The following is a 20177-nucleotide window of genomic DNA, read 5'->3' as shown; positions in this document are numbered from 1 at the left end:
CGGTTAGTTGAATTGAAATGGCTGGCGTAGACCATTAATTTATCCTAAGAATTTTATCCTCATAATTTAGTCTGTTTGCTAATGATCGCGGGTGTGATCACCGCCCGGAAAAGCTTTGCCTATATGAGAATAACAGCTTTTAAACAACCAAAACATAACAACTTATGCGTGTAAAAATGCTTTGCATGTGCCTGCTCCTGGGCTTCATCGGACGACTGATGGCGGCTCCCACAGAGACCATCCGCGGGCGGGTAATGGATCAACAGACTGGTAAGCCGCTTGCAGGCGTGACTGTGACCATTAAAGGTAAAAGAGGTGGGGTTACTACCAATGATGACGGCTGGTTCACCCTGAACATTCCTTCGGAAAAGGCCATTCTTATTATTTCATCTGTTGGATATGTCGCTGTGGAGCAGCCGGTGGATGCCGGAAGCGCCAATATTGTCATTTCGCTCGTGCAGGATCGGAAAGGTATGGGAGAAGTAGTGGTGACGGCCCTGGGCATTCAGCGTACGGCGAAATCCCTTACGTATTCCGCCCAGCGGGTCAGTGGCGATCAGATCAATGAGGTGAGGGATGCCAGCTTTGCCAATACGTTGTCCGGCAAGGTAGCGGGCCTTACCATCACACCTTCGGCCAACGGTCCCGGTGGTGCCACACGTGTGCTCTTGCGGGGCAACAGAAGCATTCAGAGTAATAATAATGCCTTGATCGTGGTGGACGGAGTAGCCATAGACAACCAGTCTGTTTCGGGAGAAGTGAAGGATGATGCCGGGTCAACGAACCAGGGTCAGAGCGGCAGCGACGGTTTGTCCAATATCAATCCGGACGATATCGAATCGATGTCCGTATTAAAAGGCGCTGCCGGTGCGGCCTTATATGGCAGCCGGGCGGCCAACGGCGTGATCATGATCACCACGAAAAAAGGCAGGGCGGGAAAATTGAGCGTGAGCCTTAATTCCGGCGTTACCGCTGACAGGGCTTTCAGCATACCTAAGCTGCAAAGCCAGTATAGCCAGGGTACTGACGGAGCATATAGCACCGCCACAGGCAATAGCTGGGGAGAGAAGGTAACAGGTCAGTCTGTAACGGACTGGAGGGGTAAGACGGTGAACCTGCAGGCATTTCCCAATAACATCAAAGATTTCTACCGGACGGCTGTGTCTACCAACAATGCCATCGGGGTGACGGCTGGGTCGGATAAGGTGCAAAGCTATCTTTCCTATGCCAATAATAACGCCACCGGCATCGTGCCCGGCAACCGGCTGATGCGAAATACTTTCAATGGACGCTTTAGCATCAATCTTTCCGACAGGCTGTCGGCGGATGCGAAGGTGACTTATATCGTCCAGGATATTTACAACAAACCCGGCGTAGGGGGAGATGGTCTGGTGGCTGCCAACGTGTACAGCATCCCTACCACCGTCAACCAGAAAGACCTGAAGGATTATAGGACCGTGGATGTAGCGGGGGTGGAAACACCCACTTTCTGGACTGCCACCAACCCGGTGATCATGAACCCTTACTGGACAGTGAACAATACGCATCGTGACGAGAACAGGAGCCGGATCATCGGTCTGCTGTCCCTGAAATATAAGCTTACGGACTGGCTGAATATCCAGGGCCGTGTCAGCTCGGACAGCTACAATGATTTCAATACCTCGAGATATGCCAATAATACGGTGAACTATGCCCGGCAGCCGGGAGGGTATTATTCAGAGGAATATAATTTTGTATCGGAAAGGAACTTCGACGTCCTGCTGAACGGCAACAACAATATCACCCGGGACCTGAAAGTGACTTACAACATCGGCACCGCGCTGCTGGATAGAGGAAGCAGACGTCGTATCATGGCGGCCGATGGACTTCTTTACAATAACAAATACGACCTGAAATATGCCAGCACATTGAAGGAGACGGATTTCACCGTCAAGCGTCAGCTGCAGTCTGTCTACGGTACGGCGCAATTCTCCTTTAAGGATTTTATCAACCTGGACATAACGGCCAGGGAAGACTGGTCCAGCACGATCCCCGAACCGTACCATTATTTTTATCCTTCCATTGGATTGTCGGCTATCCTGTCGGACATGCTGACCATGCCATCCTGGATCAGCCTGGCTAAGGTCAGAGGGTCGCTGACGAGGGTAGGTAATGACGCCGATCCTTTTCTGCTGGCGCAAACATTCAATTTCATACCGGGCGGCTTCGGGGGTTATATTGCCAGTCAGAATTCCCAAATGTTGCCTACATTGAAGCCTGAGATCACTACGGCGCTGGAGGTAGGAACAGAATGGCGTTTCTGGCAGGACAGGCTGGGGGTGGACCTTACTTATTACAAGACGAATTCGAAGAACCAGCTGCTGATGGTGACGACACCCGCCTCATCCGGATACTCTTCGCAATATATAAACGCAGGTAATATCCAGAACTCGGGCTTTGAAGTGGTATTGAACGCGCAGCCCGTAAAAACACGCGATTTCAGCTGGAATGTATCGCTGAACTATGCCTTGAACACCAACAAGGTGATCTCCCTGGCGGACGGTGTACCCTTTATTTACCTGGGATCGAATGACAATGTCCGCACGGCCACTCCCCGGGTAGCAGTGGGCGGCTCATACGGAGACCTGTATGGCTACAAATGGCAGCGTTCCAGCAAGGGGCAGCTGGTGATGGATAGCGCCACGGGCCTGCCAGCCTATACATCGGCCATTTCCAGCGTAGGCAACTTCAACCCCAACTATACCATCGGCTTCAGTAATACTTTCAATTATAAGGGATGGAGCCTGGGCATACTGGTGGACGGTAAGTTCGGCGGAGTGATCGTTTCCGGTACTGAATCGCAGCTGGCTTACGCCGGTATGGCTGACTATACGGCAAAATACCGTGATGGCGCAACGCTGGTCCTGCCGGGGGTAAGCGGTGTGAACGGGGGAGCCAATACCAAGGCCATCAGCGCACAGCAATTGTGGCAGAGCGTGACGCAGGGCAATTATGCAAAGGCCGAGTTCTTTACGTATGATGCGACCAATGTACGCATACGGGAGCTGACGCTGGGATATGACTTCAAACGGCTGCCGTCATTCCTGAAAGCCGCCAAGCTGAGCTTTGTCGCCAGGAACCTGCTCTTCCTTTACAGAGGAAAATCCACGCTGGATATTCCTGGCATCGGCAAGCGGAAGCTGGGTATCGATCCTGAAGCCAGCTTTGGTAACAGCAACTACCAGGGCGCGGAATATTTCAATCTTCCCACGACGAGAAGCATGGGCCTGAACCTGAAACTTTCATTCTAAAAAAACGCCGACAATGTTTAAAATAATTAATATTCGAAATATGCGGAACGGGTTGTTCTTTCTCTTCCTGGCTGTCAGCCTGGGCGGATGTACGAAGAAGTTTGCGGAAATGAATGCAGATCCGTCTACAATAGCGCTTGTTACCCCCGCGCAGTATCCAAACATGTTTGCCTATGCGCAAATGTCTCCGACGCTTAGCCCTGACAATTTCGAGATCGGGGAGGGGACGATCGCCAGCGTATATTCTCAATTCTTTGGCCAGGCGGCACAATCTTTCCCTACAGACCGGTATGTCGTCGTTCCCGCCTGGATGCCTGCCTGCTGGAACCCTGCCTATGTTGCTGCAGCTCCTCAACTGAGGACGATCATGGCCGGAACGGATGCCGCCTCTGCCGAAAATGCGCTGGCCAATATCTGGTGGGTATGGGTCTTCCATCGCATCACTGATTATTTCGGACCTGTCCCTTACTCCCAGGCGGCCAATGGCAAGCGCGTCGTAGAGTACGACCGCCAGGATTCCATCTACTATGATTTTTTCAAAAAACTGGATGCTGCTGTCACGGTGCTGAAGAATCATGTGGGAGAGAAACCTTTCGGGTCCTATGATCTCGTATATGGCAAGCAGGCCGACCCGGTGTCTGCCTGGATCAAATTTGCGAATACTTTAAGGCTTCGGCTGGCATTGCGGATCTCGGGTGTAGATGCAGCCACCGCGAAGACGCAGGCGGAAGCTGCGGTTGCCGGCGGTGTGATGACGGATATTGCCACCGATGCATATATGCCTAAGTCAACAAAGACGTATAACGAATACAATGGACTGGCTGTTATCGCCGGTTGGGAGGATATCCGTGCCAGCGCGACCATGCTCTCCATGCAAAAGGGGTACAATGATCCCCGCATGCCTATCTTCTGGCAGCCGTCGACAGCCGATGGGAAATACAATGGCCTGCGGAATGGGCTTTATGTCAGCGAGAAGGTGCTGGTGGGTAATACCCGGCCTTATACTTCCAATATGGGCACCCGCTGGTGCAGCTACAGCAATGGCGTCTGGAAGACCGTATATGACGTGCACCAGGATATCATGCATGCCGCGGAAGCTTATTTCCTGCGCGCGGAAGGTGCGCTCAATGGCTGGAATATGGGGGGCACCGCCCAGTCGTTGTATGAGACGGGTATCCGGACATCCATGGCGCAATGGGGCATTACGGATCAGACTGTCATCGATGCTTATGTCAACAATACGGCTACGCCGGCGCCTCCGGGAGACCTGATGGGTTCTCCTGCTGTAAATGACTATCCCGTGCTGTGGGATGCCGATGCAACGATGCAGCGCAAGCAGATAGCACAGCAGAAGTACCTGGCACTATGGCCTGATGGCATGGAAGGATGGGCAGAGGTCCGCAGGACCAATTTGCCGGAACTTTACCCCGTGCTGCACAGCGACAACCCGGACGTTCCGGCGGGAACCACGATCAAACGTATGCCTTACCTGGATCCCGAGAAACAAACCAACGGCGATGCGGTGAACAGGGCCATACAGAAGCTGGGCGGCCCCGATAATTGTGCGACGAGACTCTGGTGGGATGTTAATTAGTATATTTAAAGAAAACTGTACATGTCGAGGAAAGTGTATACTGCTTTGTTTTCTCTTCTCATCGCCGGAAATATATGGTCTCAGGATAATAAAGCCGGTATCATAGACTACATGAAGCGGGTGGCGGACTGGCAGATCATGGAATTTAAGGCCGGTCGTAACCCGTACGTGAAGAATGAATGGGAAGATGCCTCACTGTATACAGGTATGGCGGCATGGGCGAAGTTGAGCAATGAAGAAAAATATCACCGGTGGTTGTATGAAATAGGCGAAGGTAATGGCTGGCAGACGGGCGAGCATCGTTTGTTTGCAGATGACTACTGTGTCGGGCAGATGTACTCCCTGTTGTATATGAAATACCGGGAGCCGAAGATGATCAAAAATTTCAAGGAACAGGCGGATACCATTGTTGCAAGGCGTTTTGATGAATCATTGGCCTTTAAGAATAAAGTTTATTTTCATGAATGGGCATGGTGTGACGCACTGTACATGGGGCCGCCTGCCCTTGCCTATCTTTCGACGGCCACGGGCGATATGCGTTACCTGAAGAAGGCCGATAGCCTGTGGTGGAAGACCTCGGCTTACTTGTTCGATCCGGGCGAAAGCCTCTTTTTCAGGGACAGCACTTTTTTTGGCAGGAAGGAAGCCAATGGAGCCAAAGTATTCTGGTCGAGAGGCAATGGCTGGGTAATGGGAGGACTGGCCAGGATGCTGGAGAATATGTCTTCCGGCTATCGGGGACGGAAAAAGTTCGAGCAGCAATTTCAAGCCATGGCGGCCAGGATCGCGGGGCTCCAGCAGCCTGACGGGACCTGGCATGCTTCTCTGCTGGACCCTGGCGCTTTCACCAGCAAAGAGACCAGCGGCACAGGCTTCTATTGTTATGCCCTGGCCTGGGGCATCAACCACGGTGTGCTGCAGCGCGAGAAATATGAACCTGTCGTCCTGAAAGCCTGGATGGCGCTGACCAGCTCGGTGCATCCGGATGGTAAGCTGGGGTATGTGCAGGCGATCTCGGACAGGCCCGACCAGGTGGACTATGAAAGCACGAATGTATACGGCGTGGGCGCTTTTTTACTGGCTGGCTGTGAAGTGTACAAACTTTTGGGTGGCGGAACAGTGACGCCGCAGCCTGTCCTGCTGCCGGCGCCGCAGCATATCGCCTATGGGGAAGGTCAGCTGGCACTGGCGGGACTCTCTGTTAACGTTCCAGCCAATACCACTCCGGAGATGAGGTTTGCCCTGAATGAACTAAAAGACATCCTTAGGGAAAAAAACAAGGGTGCCGCCGCCCGCGTTGGTACCTCGCTTCGTTGGACAATAGACGGAAAAGAAGCAAATAAAGAATATTATAAATTAGTTGTCGATGCCCAGGGCATACGGGTAAATGCCCACACTGCCGCCGGGCTTTACTATGCCGTGCAGACCATCCGCCAGTTGTCAGGCGGGCAGGCGTCGTTGCCCTTTGTAGAAATAGAGGACCAGCCTGCACTGCCTCACCGGGGCGTGATGATGGACTTTGCCCATGGCGGATTGCCGACGGTGGAGGAGATCAAACGGCAGATCAGCTTCCTGTCGAAGTGGAAAGTGAACCAATATTATTTCTACAACGAGGTGAGCATTGCCATGAAGGGATATGAGGGGATGAACTATGGCGCGGCTTATACGCAGGAACAGATAAAGGAGATCATCGCCTATGCCCGGGAAAGATGTATGGATGTGATCCCTTTTGTGGCTTTTTACGGTCATTTACACGATTTGCTGAAACAGGAAAAATATGCTTCACTGGCCATCGGAAAATATGGCGAGGAACTGGATCCCAGGAACCCGCAGGTGAAGGTGATATTACAGGACTGGATCAAACAGTACACGCAGCTGTTCAGCAGCCCCTTTGTGCATGTGGGTTTCGACGAGACCTGGGAGACGAATCGTATATCTCAGGACGTGGACAGCAGCATTCATTCCGAGCAATTGTGGCTGCAGCACCTGGACTTCGTTGCAAACGAATGGAAAAAGTACGGGAAAACAGTGCTGGCGTGGACGGATATGAACACTTACTACCCGGACATTATGTCGAAGTTCCCTAAAGAAGTGATCCCTGTCATATGGGAGTATGCTCCTGATACCGCGGCGATCCATCAATACCTGGACCCGGTGTTAAAAGAGAAAAGAACATTTTTTATTCAGCCTGCCGTATCCGGCTGGGGCCATATCTATCCATCGACGGACTATACTTATGACAATATCGATCTCACGCTGAAGGCAGGTATGCAGCATCAGACATTGGGGTTTATCACCTCGGTATGGACGGATGCCGTAGAGCCGTATGTACGCCCGTCCTGGATGTTCATGGCCTATGGGTGCATAGGCGCGTGGCAGGGAACGGCGCCGGATAAAAGAACTTTTACTGCGCGTTACAGCGATGTAATGTACCCGGCAGCGAGCGATGAGCTAAGGGAGGCTTTGCTGGGTTTGGGTCGTACGATCGACCAGCTGTCCAAATGCCTCGGGAAGAATACATCCAACCTCCCCGGAGGGACCATTGTAGAAAGTTGGTCGAACCCTTTTTCGCCGTATTACCTGGAAAATACCCGTACGCATATCGAAGCATTTAAGCAAGCCCGCAAGGAGAGCGAAGAAGTGCAGACCTGGTTGATCAGGGCATTGGAAAAGAGTGGGAGGGACAGCGCCTTTATCCATTCCCTGCTGGTCTCGGCCCGCTTGCTCCACTATACGGCCACCCGTTTTATTTGGGCGAAGATCATCTGCGATCGATGGAATGAAGCCATGCTGGATAAGAAAAAGAATGATTTCGTGTATTACGATATTGCTTACATCTGCCATGGATTTATCCAGGATGTAATGGATGAGGGCGGCGGACTCAAGGACGACTATAAGGAGAGCTGGCTGTCGGAGAATATGCCCTACCGGCTGAACACCATGGCTGGAAGGTTTGACGTAGAATACGGACTTTGGGAGAAATTGCTGCTGAAGGTGCTGGATCACCGGATCACGCATCAGCGGGCATACGTGGCCAATCAATCTTTTGAAGAATTATTCAAGCCGGATTTTTAGCTATGAAAAGGATCGGTGTCTTTGTATTTTCGATCGTGTTCATCCTGCGACTGCAGGGACAGGGAACCGTCATAGACACTCTGCCCGTTGTCCCTCCGCATCCCCGGCTGTTGATGACGATGGGAGATGAGCAAAGGATCCGCGCGGCCATTGGTTCCGATAATACCTGGAAGGAGATCCATCAGGCCATCCTTCGTCAATGCGACTCCTTGCTGCCCCTTCCTTCTTCGGAAAGAGTGATGGAAGGCATCCGGCTGGACGCGAATCGTTGGTGTTTATACAGGGTGTTCTACCTCAGCTATGCCTGGCGGGTCACCCGTGAAAAAAAATATTTTGAAAAGGCGGAAAAAGAACTGCTTGCCATCTGTAGCTTTAAGGACTGGAACCCTTCCCATTATCTTGATGTGGTGGAGCTGACGATGGCCGCCGCCATCGGATATGATTGGCTGTATAATGAGTTGCCGGCATCTTCCCGGGCGATAATAAGCGGCGCAATCATTAACAAGGGCATCCTCACTTCTTATGACACGAGCTACCATGCCTACCGCAAATGGCTTTCCGTCACGAACAACTGGAACCAGGTGTGCAACACCGGTATCAGCTATGGCGCCATGGCCATTTACGACACTGACCCGGCCTTTGCTAAGCAGGTGATCAACCGGAGCCTTAAAAGTATTGTCATCAGCATGAAGGACTATGAGCCGGATGGCGCTTATGCCGAAGGCTACAGCTACTGGGGATATGGCAGCACCTACAATGTGCTGTTCATGGATGGGTTGCGGAAAATGTTTGGGCATGACTTCGGGCTCAGCGGCCAATCGGGCTTTATGAAGTCCGCCGCTTATATGGAGCATATGATCGGACCTTCGGGCCAGGTGTTCAATTATTCCGATGCGGGCGCCAGGGCCACTTTGCAACCGGCCATGTACTGGTTTGCGCGTAGGTCCGGCGATCTGTCGCTGTTGTGGCAGGAGCGCAGGTTCATCAAAGGCGCTGCGTTGCAGTCGCAGCTCTCGTATCGGTTCCTTCCGCTGGTGTTGTTGTGGGGCAGCGGCATAGATATCAAAGGCATCACACCCCCACGGTCCCGGACCTGGGTCGGTGCGGGCAGAAATCCTGTCGCCCTGATGCGCACCTCCTGGACAGACACCAACGCTATTTTCCTGGGCGTAAAAGGAGGCTCGCCCTCGATCACGCATGGCCATATGGATGCCGGTTCATTCGTAATGGAAGCCAATGGTGTGCGATGGGCCATGGATGCCGGCTACCAGGATTACAATTCGCTGGAGTCGAAAAATATTGATCTATGGGAGGACCGCCAGGGCGGTCAGCGCTGGCAGGTGTTCCGTTACATCAACCAGGTGCATAATACGCTCACCGTCAACGGGCAGGAACAGCGGGTGAAAGGACATGCGAAACTGCAGGGGTACACGGCCGATGCGACTTTTATGGAGGCGAAGGTGGCCCTATCCTCCTTGTATGAAGGGCAATTGGCGCGTGCTGACCGGGGCGCGGCTATTTGTAAAGGCCGCTATGTGGTCGTACGTGACGAAATAGCCGCGGGAGACACGGCGGCCACCGTCCGGTGGTCCATGCTTACGCCGGCATCGGTGCAAATCACCGGTCCTCACCGTGCAGAGCTTACCCGGCAGGGAAAGAAGCTGGCTTTAATAGTGGAAGGAACCGCGCCGGTGGAAATGCGGACATGGGTTTCGGATCCACCGCCGCATGATTATGACTCGCCGAACGCAGGGACGGTGATCGTTGGTTTTATTACCCATTTGCCTGCGGGCGGAAAAGGAGCTTTCAATGTATTTTTAGTGCCGGGTGACACAAAAGTGGAACCTGTTAAATCTTTACAGGAATGGAAATAATTAGCCCGATAAATGGAGATATGCTACATGAAAGGGACGGCGTGGTGTCGGGAGACGGGCTTGTCATTAAGGTGACCGTGGCCAGCGACCCGGGAAGTGAGATCCGGGTGGGAGGCGTCAAGGCCATCTATGGGAAGGGAGTGTTTGCAGCGCCGGCGGTCCTGACAGCATATGAGAATCAGATCGAGGTGAGCAATGAAACGACGGGGGAAAGGATTTTTCTGACGGTCCACCGGCTGCGGAATTTTGCCGGCGGATACCGGCTGTCCATCGATGACAACATCTGGTTCTTAAGGGATATTTATAACAATGCGGGAAAATACCGGTCTATCTTCGACAATTCCTACCTGGCCTTTCTGAAGCAGGTGCATGACACCTATGGCACCAAAGTCCATCTGAATCTTTTTTACGAGACGGATGGCTTCAACCTTTCGCAGCTGAGCGATGAATTCAAAGAAGAGTGGAAAGCCCAGGCCGGCTGGTTAAGGCTGAGCTTTCACGCATTGGGCGAATTCCCGGACATGCCGTACAGGACGGCAGGATATGAAAAAGTGAAAGAAGATGGCGAGCTGGTGATAAAGGAGATCCGGCGTTTTGCCGGGGAGGAAGTGATGGGGCCGGTGACGACCATCCATTGGGGTGAGCTGACGGTGGAGGGCGCCAGGGCGGTGAAGGACCTTGGATACAAGGCGCTGCTGGGCTATTTCAATGTGGATGACGACCTGCCGGCGGTGAGCTTTTATCATGGCGTCGAAGTAAGAAGACATTTGAAGAAGCGTTTTGTCTGGAAGGATATCAAGCAGGACCTGGTGTTCTTCCGGACCAGCATTGTCATCGATAAAACGGACCTGGCTGATATCCGGCCGCACCTGGACGGTTACAGACAGCGTGGCGGATTGCCGCCCTATGTGGACTTGCTGGTGCATGAGCAGTATTATTATCCTTTTTATTTCAACTATCAGCCGGATTTCCGGGAGAGGATATTGACGGCTGTGCGATGGGCGCAGGAAAATGGATATACACCCAGATTTTTAGAAGAATGTCTATTATGAATATGAAAAATAACCGTCGGGATTTCTTAAGGATGTCGGGTCTTACGGGATTGGGAGTTGTCGCCCATTTCCTGCCTGCCTATGCGGGCAGCGTGGAAGAACTGGACCAGATCAGGCAGCAGGCGGAGCAGGCGCCGCCCAAACAGCGGTTTAATATGAGCGGATATGCCGCACCAAAGCTGGAGACGGTGAGGATAGGGTTTGTCGGTATTGGTAACAGGGGATACGGCGCGGTAGAGCGGATGACAAGGATCGAAGGGGTGCAAATAAAAGCTTTGTGCGATCTCCGGCCTGAAAGAGTGGCGCTGGCACAAAAGCTGGTGGAAGCATCGGGCCATCATCCGGCGCTCTATTCCGGAGGACCGGAAGTATGGAAGAAACTTTGTGAGCGGGATGATCTGGACCTCATTTATATTCTTACGCCCTGGGCGCTGCATACGCCTATCGCTGTCTTCTCTATGAACCATGGTAAGCATGTCTGCGTGGAAGTGCCCGCGGCTAAGAGCATTGCAGAGGCCTGGCAGCTGGTGGAGGCGTCTGAGCGGACGAAGAAACATTGTATGATGACGGAGAACTGTTGCTACGATATGTCGGAGATGCTGACCCTTAATATGGCCAGGCAGGGATTCTTCGGCGAGATCGTGCATTGTGAGGGGGCATATATCCATAATTTACAGGAGCTGATGTTCTCGAAAGAACATTTCTACCAGATGTGGGAGCTGGAAGAAGCATATAAAAGGAAGGGAAATCTTTACCCGACACATGGATTGGGCCCATTGTGCCAATTGCTGAATATCAACCGGGGTGACAAAATGGAATACGTGGTATCCATGTCATCCAACGATTTCATTACGGGCCCGCTGGCGGAGAAGCTGGCCGCTACCGATGCTTTCTATAAGCCGTATGTGGGGAGGCATTTCAATGGGACGATGAACACCAGCATGATCCGCACGGCGCATGGAAAGACCATCATGGTGCAGTTCGACGTTTCCTCTCCACGGCCTTATTCCCGCATCCAGCTGGTCAGCGGCACGAAGGGCGTGGGTCTTAAATACCCGGAACCGGCGCGTTATGCCCGGGGACATGAATGGCTGAGCGCGGCGGAATACAAGGAGCTGGAAGAAAAGTATATGCCGCCCCTGATCAAAAAGATCGGCGGGGCCGCGAAAGGCATCGGCGACCATGGCGGAATGGATTTTATCATGGACTGGCGGACCATCGACTGTCTGCGAAATGGACTGCCCCTGGATCAGAATGTCTATGACGCGGCGCTTTGGAGCGCTGTCGCCCCCTTGAGCGTATGGTCAGTGGCCAACCGCAGCAACTCGATCGATGTACCTGATTTTACCGCCGGCGCGTGGAAAAGCAATCAGCCAATAGACATTTCGATGGAAAAAGGTGGCGACACAAAAATCTTATGATCATGGAGAAAAGTACCCGGCCACCTGGTTTTATACCCCGGCGTGCGGCCAGCTGGTGGACGACCTTTGAAGATATTCAATGGCCGCAGAAAAAAATTGTCGACAAGATCCGGCGAAGGGCAGAGGGGTTTTCGAAAGCGGGGATCGATACGGCCATCAATTTCGGATTCCACGTCCGGTTTGACTTTTCGAATTATTTCGGGCAATTGCACGGCTATTTTGCCAATGTTTGCGAAGAGCTGCATCAATATGATATAAAGTTCATGGAGCACTATTCCTGCAATCATGTGGAAAGGCCCAGGGGGGATCACAGGCTGAAGGAGCTGATGAGGACCAACCGGCACCATGTGCTGTTGTTCCATGATGCTTCATCCGCCGCGCTGGCCCAATATGAAGGATATTATTTCAACGATCTCTGCGAGGTAGATCTTCGTGACGGCGGCAGAGGGTATGCGGACTATTATGAGCTGGACGTGTTCTGCCACAACAACCCCGGTTTTCTGGATATGCATAAGAAATACCTGCAAAGGCTCATGAAGGAAGTGCCTATTGACGGGATAGAGGTGGATGATATGTGCGATTATGCCGGCTTTACTACCTGTGGATGCAGGTATTGCCGCGAGCGGTTGAGAAAGGACTACGGGCACGAGATCCCTCCGTTTGGCGAACGGTCCTTTTGGGGAGATACCACGCTGGAGGACAGGTCTGCCTGGGGAAATTATGACAATCCCGCTTTCAGGGATTGGTTGCGGATGAAGGCGGATGCGGTGGCTGATCATCTGAAAATGATCAAAAGCACCATCGGCGAGCTGCCCCTGATGACCTGTTGTTCCAATGCAGGCCCGATCGTTTTGAATTCCATCGCCCTCAACCTGGAGAAGATGGCGCCCTACCTGGACCTCTTCATGCTGGAGAATGTAGGCATCAATATGAAGATGGTCAATTGGATGATCATGGATGCGGAAGCGCTGTACCAAAAGGACGCCGCGCAGAAGAAGGGAAATGCGCCGGCTATCACCATCAGCTATATGATCCGGGAAAAGGGTGGCTATCTTGGATGGTGCCTAAGCCGATTCTGGGGAGTGGCCAACTGGAGCAGCACATTGTATGGAAGATTGGAAGAAGATCCGGCGGATGCCATGGAAGTGGAGGATATTATGCGGCCTTACAATAATTGGGACATGCGCAACAGCGACCTGAAGGACACGGAGGGGGAAGATGTGGCAGAGGTAAGGCTTGTCAGCAGCAGCTATTGCAGGGAAAACGGCTGGCGGGACGAAGACGGGCTTGAACAATGGGACAGGGTCAAGGCCTGGTCGCTCCGCTTGCTTGCATATAATGTCGGCTATCGCCTTGTCAGGTCCCACGAGCTTTCCGACAGCAAGGCCCTGAGCGAAGAGCATACGCCCCTGATCCTAGATGGCGTGGCTTGCGTGTCTGACAGCCAGTTCAGGGCCTTGCAGTCCTTTCTTGCGAAGGGAGGAACGGTGTGGCTGGCTTTGCCCTTCGGTACGCACGATGAAAAGGGGTTCCGTAGACGACGTGCTTTGTCGGAGGAACTGGAAGAAAAACACTACAAACACCTAACCATCATTCGCTCCGCCACGACCGCCGATCCGCTTAATGACCTTATCCTGCATGGTAGATTCAAACCCTTGCTGAGACAGCTATCCGGCAACAGGCTATGGGCGGCGAGGATAAGAAAATATAAGGATGGCGCCGCCATTCATTTTTTGAACAGGGGTTTGGTGGCCGTGGCGCATCCTACTTTGAAGGAGGGCTCAGGAACGCCCATCCTGCAGGATTTTCATTCGGATATGACGGATAACATGCTGGAATACGCTTTTGACGACAGCAGGATCCATTTCGGAGCCTTGTCTGTAAGAAGCCCTGAGATAGGGGATACGCGGCGACCTGTTTTTGCAGAGAATGTTATCCGGATAGACCTTACGGGGATCGAAACATATGCAGTAGCACAATATTAAAAATCGACAGGACCATGGGACATCATTTTAGTCGGAGAAAGTTCATAACGTCAGCGTCAATGGCAGGCATCGGTCTTGGACTGACAGGTTCTGCCGCTGCTATGATCGTACGAAAGATCCAAAACAATCCCATGCCCGGCAAGCGGGTGGGCATCATCGGCCTGGACACATCCCATAGCACTGCGTTCGTAGAGGCGTTGAACGGGGACGCGCCTGATCCGGAGTACAATGGATACAGGATAGTGGCTGCCTATCCGTGGGGCAGCAGGGACATCCAGAGCAGCACGGAAAGGATCCCTTCTTATACGGAAGAGGTGAAGAAGAGGGGAGTGGAGATCGTGGATTCCATCGCGATCTTATTGGATAAAGTGGACGTGATATTGCTGGAGACCAATGACGGTCGCCCCCATCTGGAACAGGCGTTGACCGTCATGCGGGCGGGTAAGACATTGTTCATCGACAAACCTGTTGCCGGCACGCTGGCGGAGACGGTGGCCATCTTCGAAGCGGCAAAGAAATACAAGGTGCCTGTCTTTTCGGCCTCGTCGTTGCGCTATATGAAGGGCATGCAGGACATCGCAGAAGGGAAGACGGTGGGTAAGGTGCTGGGGGCGGATGCTTTCAGCCCGGCGCCGCTGGAGCCGCATCACCCGGACTTTTTCTGGTATGGTATCCATGGTATCGAGACGTTGATCACAGTAATGGGAAAGGGATGTAAGGATGTGATCCGCATCTATACCGAAAGCACGGATGTGGTGACGGGCGTCTGGAATGACGGGCGCATCGGTACTTTCCGGGGAACCCGCACCGGCCAGCACGAGTATGGCGGCACCGTCTTTGGCGAGAAAGGGGTGGCGCGGGTGGGTCCGTATTCGGGATATGAGGCGTTGCTGCGGCAGATCATCCGTTTTTTCGGGACCGGCGTATCGCCGGTGAGCGAAGACGAGACGCTGGAGATCTATGCATTTATGGAGGCTGCCGATGAAAGCCGCCGGAAAGGCGGGGCGGCAGTGAGCCTGGCAGCGACCTTGGAGAAGGCGCGGTCGGCGATGAAGAAGAATATTAAGATCTAAAATCATGAACATGAAAAATAAAAGCCGGAGAGCATTTCTCAAATCAACCGGGATCGTAGCTGCCGGGACATTGCTTACGCCTTCGATATTGTCGGCCACGGACCGGCGGACTCCTGCCATATTGGGGGGGAGTCCCGTGCGGACAAAACCCTGGCCGGCCTGGCCCATCTGGAACAAGGACACGGACGAGAAGATAGTCGTCGACGATCTGCGCAGCGGGATCTGGTCCAGGGCGTCCCTGGTCACTCAGTTCGAGCAGGAGTGGGCGGCCTACATCGGGACGAAGAGAAGCCTTACGGTGGTGAATGGGACCAATGCCCTTATCGCTTCCCTGCTGCAGATGGGCATCGGCGGCGGTGATGAGGTGATCGTGCCCCCCTATACTTTTATTGCTACGGTGGCAGCGGTGCTTGCGACGGGAGCCATGCCCGTCTTTGTCGACACCGATGTGGCCAGCTGGCAGATAGATGCCGGTAAAATAGAGGCAAAGATCACCCCCCGGACCAGGGCCATCATCCCCGTGCATATCCTGGGGCTCCCCGCCGATATGGTGCGTATCATGGAGATCGCAAAAAAGCATGACCTGGTCGTCATCGAAGATGCCTGCCAGGCGCATGGTGCAGAGATCGATCACCGGCGTGTCGGTAGCTTTGGCCACGCAGGCTGCTGGAGCTTTCAGAATTCGAAGAACCTGGCCATCGGGGAAGGTGGGGCGATCACCAGCAACGACGGGCAATTCATGGATAAATGTTATTCCTACCACAATTATGGCAACCCGTATGGCTCTGTCGTCGGGCAGGTGAACGCGGGTACGTTGATCGCCGGCAACAAGCTGCGGTTGACGGAATACCAGGCGGCCATCGGACTGGGGCAGCTGAAACGATTGCAAGGGGAGACAGAGAAAAGAAACGCGAATGCTGCTTATCTCAGGGGGAAGCTTAGCAAGATACCCGGCGTCATTCCCTACAAGCTATACGACAATGTTACCAAGGCCGCTTTCCACCTGTTCCCGTTCCGGTACGACAAGGAAGGCTTTAAGGGGCTGCCCAGGGCTGACTTCCTGAAAGCGTTGAATGCGGAAGGCATTCCCTGCAGCGAAGGATATGCACCGCTGAACAAGATGCCCTACCTGGAGAACGCGTTCGGGTCGAAGAACTACAGGAAGATGTATACCGCGGCGGAACTGGACATGCATGCTTTTAACGATCGGAACAATTGTCCCCTGAATGACAAGCTTTGTAATGAAGAGGCTGTATGGTTCTATCAGTCCCTGCTGCTGGCCGATAAGCCGGATATGGACGACATCGTCAACGCGATTGAAAAGATACATGCAAATGCGGGTACACTAAATATGAAGAAATGAAAACATTGACAGGAACACTATTAATGCTAATGATGACAGCAGGATTTGCGCAAGGACCTTCAAAACAGTTGCGGGCTACAACGTACAACTCCGGGTTTGACATTGCGCACGATACGTATAATGCGATTTCTGCCGCCAGTGACGGCAGGATCTACTATGTGCTTAGCTCTCAATCCATCGATACGGGTGGACAGATGTATTCCTTCGATCCCCGGACGGGGAAGATCCATCACTGCGGTGACATTACGGAGGCTTGCGGCGAGAAGGGGCTTAAAACCATTGTGCAGGGTAAAAGTCATGTACGTTTTGTGGAATCCAACGGCAAGCTGTATTTCGCCACGCATGTGGGTTACTACAGTATGGTGGACGGTATGGAGAAGATGGGCATACCTCCGGCAGGATACAAGGCCTATCCCGGAGGGCATATACTGGCGTATGACATGAAGACCGGGAAGTTCGATGACCTGGCCATCGCGCCGCACCAGGAAGGTATCCTCACGATGAACATGGATACAAAGCGGGGGTTGATTTATTGCATCACCTGGCCCACCGGTTATGTTTTCCGGTATGACCTGGAAAAAAAGGAACTGAAGGACATCGGCCCTTTGTCCGGCGAGGGCGAGAATGGTTCCGGTAAAAACTTCCGGACCTTGTGCCGTAGCCTTGCCATCGATCCTGCGGATGGGGCTGTGTATGCCACGACGTCGGAGGGCACCATCTTCCGGCTGAAGCTGGGTGGGTCTGCGCTGGAACCCCTGGAGGAGGATATGAAAAAAGATTATTTCGGTAGCTATGATCCCACTTCGGCCGGTCATATGGGATATAACTGGCGGCAGACGGTCTGGTATCCGGGGAACAAGTCGGTTTATGGCGTGCATGGCAACTCCGGCTATCTTTTTCAATTCGATCCTCACGCTGAAAGAGTGAACGTCATCGATCGCATCACTTCCGCACCTTCCAAACGCAGCGGGATGTTTGACCAGTTCAGCTATGGTTACCTCGGATTCATATTGGGCCCGGACCAGCATACCTTGTATTATCTCACCGGGGGGCCTGTCTATGTGGAAGGACATCGTGTGAAGGGCAAGAGCAGCACGGCGATGGGGGAGGCGAAGGGACTGGAGGACCTGCACCTTGTGACGTATGATATTCCTACGGGCAGATACCGGGACCATGGCGCTATCTTCTATGCGGACGGGCAGCGGCCGCTGTATGTCAATTCCATTGCTGTGGGACAGGATGGGACGGTGTATACACTGGCGAGGGTGACGGAAAAGGGGAAGACCCGTACGGACCTGGTAAGCATACCGGTCGCTAAATAACAATACAACCATGAAGTGGAAAATATTCTTATGCCTGATATTGTGCAGCCGGCTGGTATGGGCGGCGGATGGATCTATCCGTGCAGGTATGGCCAGGGTGAAGATCACGCCAGAGGGGCCGATGTGGCTGAATGGGTATGCCGGACGGGACGAACCTTCTAAAGGCGTGCTGCATGACATCTGGGCAAAGGCGCTGGTGGTTGAAAGTAGCCCGGGTGGCCGTATCGTGATTGTGACGACGGACCTCCTGGGCCTTTCACATGAAATTTCGGAAGATGTCATACGGCAGGTGGATAGCCTCTATGGCGTCAAACGGGAACAGCTGCTGCTGAATTCCTCGCACACGCATTCTGCGCCGATGATCTGGCCCTGTGTAGACATGATCTATGACTTCGGTGAAGAAGACCAGCGTTTGGTGTCCTTGTATGACCAGCAGCTGACCACGAAGCTGGTAAAGCTGATAGGGACGGCATTGGGCAATCTGGCGCCCGCAAAGTTGTATACCGCAAGGGGAACAGCCGGGTTTGCTGTCAACCGGCGTGAGAAGCTTTTTGGACCAGGACCCGTCGATCATGATGTGCCTGTGTTGAAAGTAGTGGGGATGGATGGTAAGGAGCTGGCGATCCTTTTTGGCTATGCGTGCCATAACACTACACTGGTGGACAATAATTTTCTCATCAATGGCGACTATGCGGGATTCGCCCAGCTGGCGCTGGAGAAAGCCCATCCGGGTGTCCAGGCCATGTTCCTCATGGGATGCGCGGGCGACCAAAACCCTGCTCCCCGCGGGACCGTGGAGCTCGCCCGTACGCATGGCCAGGAGCTGGCGGATGCCGTGCAAAAAGCGCTGGGAGGAGTGATGCAGGTTGTGCGGGCGCCTGTCTATACCGCTTATACAAAGGTGGACCTGCCTTTCAGTCCGTTTGACGTCAGCATCTACCAAAAGGATATCGTTGGGAATAATAAATTCCTGCAGCGCAGGGCAAAGCTGATGCTGGAGGCTTATAACAGGGGATGGCAACAGGATCATCTGACCTATCCTGTGCAGGCCGTGCGTTTTGGGGATGATCTCACCATCCTGGCGCTCAGTGACGAGGTGGTGGTGGATTATTCTTTAAGGGCCAAACATGCATTCATCGGAGAGAATATTTTTGTAGCGGGATATTCCAGTGAGGTGATGTGTTATATCCCTTCAGAGCGGGTGCTGAAAGAGGGTGGATATGAGGGTGAAGAGAACATGATCTATTATGGATTGCCGGGACCTTTTGCGAAAGGAGTGGAAGACAGTGTCTTCAAGGCGATAGGACACGTGATGGCGGCCGCGGGCAGCCAGGGTGGGCTGCGCGGTACATTGGGCACATATGCGTTCCCTCCCCGGGATAAAAAGGGAAAAGTGGATCAGGCTTTGCTGATCCGTCAGCTGAAAGAACTGCACGCCAACACCTATCACTGGCTGGCTTGGGGAAAGGCAAATGATATGAATGCCCTGGCCGGTTTCCTTCCTGTCGCGCGGGAGGCGGGCATCAAAGTTTGGGTAACCCTCGTGCCGCCATCAGAATCGCCGCCTTTTCAAAAAGATTATTCGGAACCTTATCGCCTTGATTTTAAAAAATGGGCTGTCGGGCTGGCTAAGCTCAGCCTGAAGGAGCCGAACCTGGTGGCCTGGAGCATCGATGATTTTGTACACAACCTGAAATTCCTTACCCCGGAGTACGTGAAGGATTTTCAATCGGCCGCCCGTGCGATCAATCCCAGGCTGGCATTTATTCCCTGCAGCTACTTTGAACAGGTGACCCCCGCTTTTGCGGCGGCCTATGGCAGCTTGCTGGATGGCATCCTATTCCCTTACCGGAATGAATCGGTGTCGGCCAATCTGCAGGACGCCACCCATGTGGAAAGCGAGATCGCTGCATTGCGTACGAGATTCTCCCCGGGTTTCCCTGTTTTTTTGGATATTTATGCGACGGCGCATAGCAGCCTGGGAGATCCTACGGCGGAATATGTAAAAGAGGTATTGGAGAGAGGAAGGAGGTCCGCGGATGGCGTACTGATCTATTGCCACCAGGACCCTGAGCGGTTCCCTGCAAAATATAAGGTTATCAAAGAAGGGTTTGCAAAAGACAAATAA

Annotated in this window: 11 protein-coding genes; all 11 read left to right on the top strand. The window is 53.2% G+C overall.

The window, feature by feature from the left end:
* Positions 1-164 precede the first annotated feature (164 nt).
* Genes Q4E93_RS09455 through Q4E93_RS09405 form a run of 11 tightly spaced genes read left to right on the top strand, consistent with a single transcriptional unit; the run spans position 165 to position 20177 of the window.
* Positions 165-3290: a SusC/RagA family TonB-linked outer membrane protein gene (locus tag Q4E93_RS09455; protein WP_303584605.1), complete on the top strand. Its 3126-nt coding sequence runs from the start codon at positions 165-167 to the stop codon at positions 3288-3290.
* 13 nt (positions 3291-3303) lie between these two features.
* Complete coding sequence (locus Q4E93_RS09450; protein ID WP_303584603.1) at positions 3304-4884, top strand: SusD/RagB family nutrient-binding outer membrane lipoprotein; 1581 nt, start codon at positions 3304-3306, stop codon at positions 4882-4884.
* A gap of 21 nt (positions 4885-4905) precedes the next feature.
* On the top strand, positions 4906-7959 hold the full coding sequence (locus Q4E93_RS09445; RefSeq protein ID WP_303584601.1) for a glycoside hydrolase family 88 protein: 3054 nt from the start codon (positions 4906-4908) through the stop codon (positions 7957-7959).
* 2 nt (positions 7960-7961) lie between these two features.
* Positions 7962-9833 carry a heparinase II/III domain-containing protein gene (locus Q4E93_RS09440; RefSeq protein ID WP_303584599.1) on the top strand — a complete coding sequence of 624 codons (1872 nt, stop codon included), beginning with the start codon at positions 7962-7964 and terminating at the stop codon, positions 9831-9833.
* 20 nt (positions 9834-9853) lie between these two features.
* Positions 9854-10885 carry a hypothetical protein gene (locus Q4E93_RS09435; RefSeq protein ID WP_303584598.1) on the top strand — a complete coding sequence of 344 codons (1032 nt, stop codon included), beginning with the start codon at positions 9854-9856 and terminating at the stop codon, positions 10883-10885.
* A 2-nt stretch (positions 10886-10887) separates the two neighbouring features.
* A complete protein-coding gene (locus Q4E93_RS09430; protein ID WP_303584596.1) occupies positions 10888-12306 on the top strand; it encodes a Gfo/Idh/MocA family protein in 1419 nt (472 codons plus the stop codon).
* Positions 12307-12308: 2 nt separating this feature from the next.
* Positions 12309-14291: a hypothetical protein gene (locus Q4E93_RS09425; protein ID WP_303584594.1), complete on the top strand. Its 1983-nt coding sequence runs from the start codon at positions 12309-12311 to the stop codon at positions 14289-14291.
* Between the two features lie 59 nt (positions 14292-14350).
* Positions 14351-15364 (top strand): Gfo/Idh/MocA family protein, encoded by a 1014-nt coding sequence (locus tag Q4E93_RS09420; RefSeq protein ID WP_303584593.1) that lies wholly within the window; start codon positions 14351-14353, stop codon positions 15362-15364.
* A gap of 10 nt (positions 15365-15374) precedes the next feature.
* The gene (locus Q4E93_RS09415) at positions 15375-16727 is read left to right on the top strand and encodes a DegT/DnrJ/EryC1/StrS family aminotransferase (protein ID WP_303584591.1); all 1353 of its coding nucleotides are present in this window, start codon (positions 15375-15377) and stop codon (positions 16725-16727) included.
* A complete protein-coding gene (locus tag Q4E93_RS09410) occupies positions 16724-18049 on the top strand; it encodes an NHL repeat-containing protein (protein WP_303584589.1) in 1326 nt (441 codons plus the stop codon). Before Q4E93_RS09415 ends, Q4E93_RS09410 begins: the two co-directional genes overlap by 4 nt.
* A 10-nt stretch (positions 18050-18059) precedes the next feature.
* On the top strand, positions 18060-20177 hold the full coding sequence (locus tag Q4E93_RS09405; RefSeq protein ID WP_303584587.1) for a neutral/alkaline non-lysosomal ceramidase N-terminal domain-containing protein: 2118 nt from the start codon (positions 18060-18062) through the stop codon (positions 20175-20177).

This window comes from Flavitalea plasmicola (assembly GCF_030546645.1).
GTDB lineage: Bacteria > Bacteroidota > Bacteroidia > Chitinophagales > Chitinophagaceae > Puia.
Note: the sequence above shows the minus strand (reverse complement) of the source record. Positions and strands in the feature narration are given on the sequence as shown.